This window comes from Candidatus Binatia bacterium (genome assembly GCA_035631035.1).
Classification (GTDB): Bacteria; Eisenbacteria; RBG-16-71-46; order SZUA-252; family SZUA-252; genus DASQJL01.
In genome coordinates this window covers 1-4,289 of record DASQJL010000095.1, presented here as the reverse complement: position 1 = coordinate 4,289, position 4,289 = coordinate 1, and the positions used below count along the sequence as shown (strand labels likewise).

Sequence of the window (4,289 nt, the reverse complement as noted above, 5' to 3'; positions counted from 1 at the left end):
TGCGGCGCACACGCCACATCGCGCGCGTTCTCGGCGCGAACGGCCTCGAGTCGATCGCCGAGGCGACAGGGCTCCGCCGATTCCTTCCCCGCTTCGGCAAGGACGGCGGGAACGGCGAAGTGCGATCCCAGGCCGAGCGGCTGCGCGTCGCCTTCGGCGAGCTGGGCGTCACCTTCATCAAGCTCGGCCAGATGCTGAGCACGCGCGCCGATCTCCTCCCTCCCGACGTGATCGCGGAGCTGTCGAAACTCCAAGACTCGGCACCGCCCGTTCCGTTCGAAGAGATTCGCCGCATCCTCATGGAGGACCTCCCCGGGCCGAAGCTTGCTTCGTTCGCCTGGATCGAGCCGCAGCCGCTGGCGTCGGCGTCGATCGGCCAGGTGCACGAGGCGCTGCTCCGCGACGGCACGCCGGTCGTGATCAAGGTGCGCCGGCCTGGCGTGGTCGAGCAGGTGGACCAGGATCTCCAGATCCTGCGCCAGGCCGTCGAATGGGTGCAGGTCCACACCCCGCTGGGACACGACTACGAGCTTCGCCCGCTGATGGCGGAATTCGCGGCCACGCTTCGCGACGAGCTGGATTACGTGCGCGAGGGGCAGAACGCGACGAAGATGCGGATCGCCTTCGGCGACGACCGCCGCGTCTGGATTCCGCGCGTCCACGACGAGCTGACCACGACGCGCGTGCTCACGATGGAGCGCGTGGGCGGCATCAAGTTCACCGACGCCGCGCGGCTCGACCGGCTGGGCATCTCGCGGCGGGCGCTCGCCGAGACCGCCGTGCGGCTCTTCCTGCGCCAGGTGTTCGAGCTGGGCTTCTTCCACGCCGATCCCCATCCCGGGAACTTCTTCGTGCAGCGCGACGGCTCGCTGGCCGTCGTGGATTTCGGCATGGTCGGGCGGATCAGCGAGTCCACGCAGCGGCATCTCATGGCCGCGATGCTCGCGGGCGTTCGCGAGGACGCCGAGGCGCTGGCGGAAGAGCTGTACGCGCTGGGGGTCGCCGGCGCGCGCGCCGATCGCGTTTCGTTCGAGCGCGACCTGGCCAGGCTGGTCAGCCGCTACGGTTCCTCCTCGATCCGCGACCTGAGCGCGGCGACCGTGACCGACGAACTCTTCTCGATCGCCTTCCGCCACAAGCTGCAGCTTCCGAGCGAGCTGGCGCAGCTCCTGCGCGTGATCAACATGGCCGAGGGGCTGGGGCTGTCGCTGGATCCCGACTTTCGCTACCTGGAATTCTCGACGCCGGTCATTCGCAAGCTCGCGCGGCGGCGCTACTCCCCCGCCGCCCTGGCCCGCCGCGCCGGCATGGCGGCGGTCGAGGCCGCCGAGCTCGGCGCCGACTTCCCGCGCCGCGCCGCGCGGCTGCTCGGCCGCTTCGAGCGCGGCGAGATCGCGATCAAGGTGGACCACCGAGGACTGGAGAGCGCGACGCGCGAATTCCAGAGGATGACCAACCGGCTGGTGCTCGCCATGCTGCTCGCCGCCTCGATCGTCGCGCTCGGTCTGGCGGCCGGCATCCGCATGGTCCCCTCGCTCGAGCCGATCGTGGACTGGCTGTTCCGGATCGCGCTCCTCTTCTCGCTCGCGTTCGGGGTGTCGATTCTCTGGGGGATGTGGCGGTCAGGCAGGTAGCCCCCGAGATCACTCGAAACATACCTGGCAATGCTCTGCAATAACGTAGTTTCCAGCCCGCCCCGGCGCCGTGAAATCGCTGTTCCTGCCGGCGGTCCTTGCCGATACAGGATGAGGGTCTCCGCAGTCCTTACGATCGCAGCAGGATCATCGTTCGGGGGTAAAGGTGCTCGGAAGGAAGATCGTCTATCTGGCTGCCGGCTGCCTGCTTCTGACCGGCTGCTTCTCTCGCCGCGGGGGCGAGGTCGGCCCGGTTCCCAAGCCGGTCGTACCCGGCACCATCGTGTTCGCGAGCAACCGCGACGAGGGGCACGGCGAGATCTACTCGATGCAGGACGATGGCACCCACGTCACGCGCCTCACGTTCAACAGCGTCCAGGATGCGGCACCCCTTCTCTCGCCCGACGGCACCCGGATCACCTTCCGGCGCGAGCTGAATCCCTCGAACGTGTTCGTGATGAACGTGGACGGCTCGTCGCAGATCGGGCTCGCGCCCGGCAAGCGCGCCGAGTGGTCGCATGACGGAACCAAGCTCGCGCTGGTGGCCGACAGCATCGCCGTCATGAACGCCGACGGAACGGGCCGGGTGTGGTTCCACGTGGGGGGCGACTACGTCACCTGGAGCCCCGACGGCACAAAGCTCGCCTACGTGTCGAACGGCCTGAACGGCCAGGCCGCGAACGACATCTACACCGTCTTCGCGAACGGAACCGGCGCGCAGCGCATCACCACCGACGGCGTCGCGAAGAACTCCCTCGCCTGGTCGCCCGACGGGACCCAGCTGGTCTACAGCGCGGCGGGCAGCGTCTATGTGATGCACGCGGACGGCGGCGGCCTGTCGTCGCCGACGGCAGGGCGCGACGCGCGGTGGTCCCCCGACGGCTCCCGGATCGTCTTCATCACCGACGCCTACGACGGGAACGAGGAGATCTACACGGTCCGGCTGGATGGGACCGATCCCAAGAACCTGAGCCAGAATCCCGCGAACGAATCGGACCCCGACTGGGGTCCTTGATCGGAGCTGGTTGGGGGCCACTTAGGCCCCCGATTCCCGATGTTGAGCCGGGCCCCTCCCGGGTGTAGCGTGATCTCCGACCGCGCAACAAGGGAGGAAGCCATGAGGATCCCCGGGTTCGCATCCATCGTGGTCACCGGCTGCATCGCGCTCGCCGGCCCGAGCGCCCTCGCCCAGACCGCATCGTCCGACGAAAATTTCACGTACAAGCTCGAGAAGACCGCCCGCTTCGAGACCGGCTGCTTCGCCATGTGCGATTGCGCCATCGTCACGCATCCCATCCAGGGCACCTTCAGCCTGCAGCACACCGGATTCGACCCCCTGTACGACTACTACGCGGTCACCGATGTGCGCTGGGTCGTCTCCGACGCCAGCACCTACGCCACCATCACCGGCTCCGGCACCTACAAGCGGGGGGGCGAATTCGCGCTCGTGCATCAGCTCGTCCTGGACCTCTCGGTGGACGGGAAGCCGGCGCAGCATTTCGACAGCGGCCAGATCGTGGGCGGAAGCGAGTGGCCCCGTATCGTGATCGACGTGTCGCTGCATCAGAACTCGGCATGCGTGGACACGTTGATTCACGTGGACGCGACCGATCCGATCGCGACCGGCATCGCCGCGACCGGAGCGTCCCAGGCGCCGTGGGTCAAGGTCGCGCCAAATCCCTTCCGGGGCGAGACCGAGTTCAGCCTGGCCGTGCCCAAGGCCGGCGAGGTCGAGGTCGTGGTGTACGACGCGAGCGGCCGCGCCGTACGGCACCTCCGGTCCGGATGGATGGCCTCGGGCGTTCACCCGCTCGTATGGGACGGCCGCCGGGACTCGGGGTCATCGTGCGCCTCGGGCGTTTACTTCGTCGGCGCGCGCGTGGGAACGGAGCGGATCACGAGTCGAATCGTCAAGGTGGACTAAGGCCTCGGTCGCCGAGGAAAGGCCTCTTCACTGGCCGGAGGTCCCTTGGTTGCGTTACCTGGCTCGATCCAGGTGCCGTAGGGAGGATGATCCCTGATCGGGTACTTTTGCCGCTCGGCGTAGACCGAATCCCTGTAACCCCACCGCCATTTCAGCGCCTTCCAATGGTCGATCACCTGACGTGCCAGATCGCCGCGGGCGTACGGCGAGAGCGTCGAGGGGTCGCGCATCGTCGTCGGAGTGCGCAACCCCAATAGCAGGTCGAGCATCACGGCGCGGCTCGTCGACCGATTCCCATTGGGATCCAACAAGCCGAATAGCCGTTCGGGCGGAATACTATCGGGTCCGGACCACGTATCCAGCAAGACGTCGGTAAAGAACCGTGAATTGGAGAACCGCGGGAGCCACTCCAAGGCAGCCCTGTTCCTCCTGACACCCGGCAACGCCAGGACAGAATCCACGGCCCGGGCGTAACCGGCGAGAAGGGAATCCTCCCAGGTGCCGGCGGCTTCCGCGACGTTGAAGAAGAGCGTGTCGGATTGGAGCTGGAGCGGTTCACGCCACTGGTTCTGCCCTCCTCGGAGGACATAGCTCACCTGGAGTGCATATTGTCCAGTTGCGAGTCGGGAACTCAGCAAAGCATAGGTGGGATCCGAATATGGGTTCTTGTTCGTCTTCTTTCGGAACTCCGGAGGGATCGCCATGGCGCCATACCATGTATTCAGCTCTGA

The 4,289-nt window shown here is 66.9% G+C and carries 4 protein-coding genes; 3 read left to right on the top strand and 1 reads right to left on the bottom strand.

Annotation, left to right across the window (positions count from 1 at the left end):
• The 3 genes from VE326_10035 to VE326_10025 all read left to right on the top strand — a co-directional run.
• Positions 1-1,634: AarF/ABC1/UbiB kinase family protein (locus tag VE326_10035; protein HYJ33545.1), on the top strand; the 1,634-nt coding region annotated here is incomplete at its 5' end.
• 166 nt (positions 1,635-1,800) lie between these two features.
• Complete coding sequence (locus VE326_10030; GenBank protein ID HYJ33544.1) at positions 1,801-2,649, top strand: hypothetical protein; 849 nt, start codon at positions 1,801-1,803, stop codon at positions 2,647-2,649.
• A 102-nt stretch (positions 2,650-2,751) separates the two neighbouring features.
• The gene (locus VE326_10025) at positions 2,752-3,558 is read left to right on the top strand and encodes a FlgD immunoglobulin-like domain containing protein (protein ID HYJ33543.1); all 807 of its coding nucleotides are present in this window, start codon (positions 2,752-2,754) and stop codon (positions 3,556-3,558) included.
• On the opposite strand, the gene VE326_10020 is transcribed toward VE326_10025, so the two are convergent.
• A partial coding sequence (locus VE326_10020) for a hypothetical protein (protein ID HYJ33542.1) occupies positions 3,555-4,289 on the bottom strand: 735 nt, incomplete at its 5' end. The two genes, VE326_10025 and VE326_10020, sit on opposite strands and share 4 nt — an antisense overlap.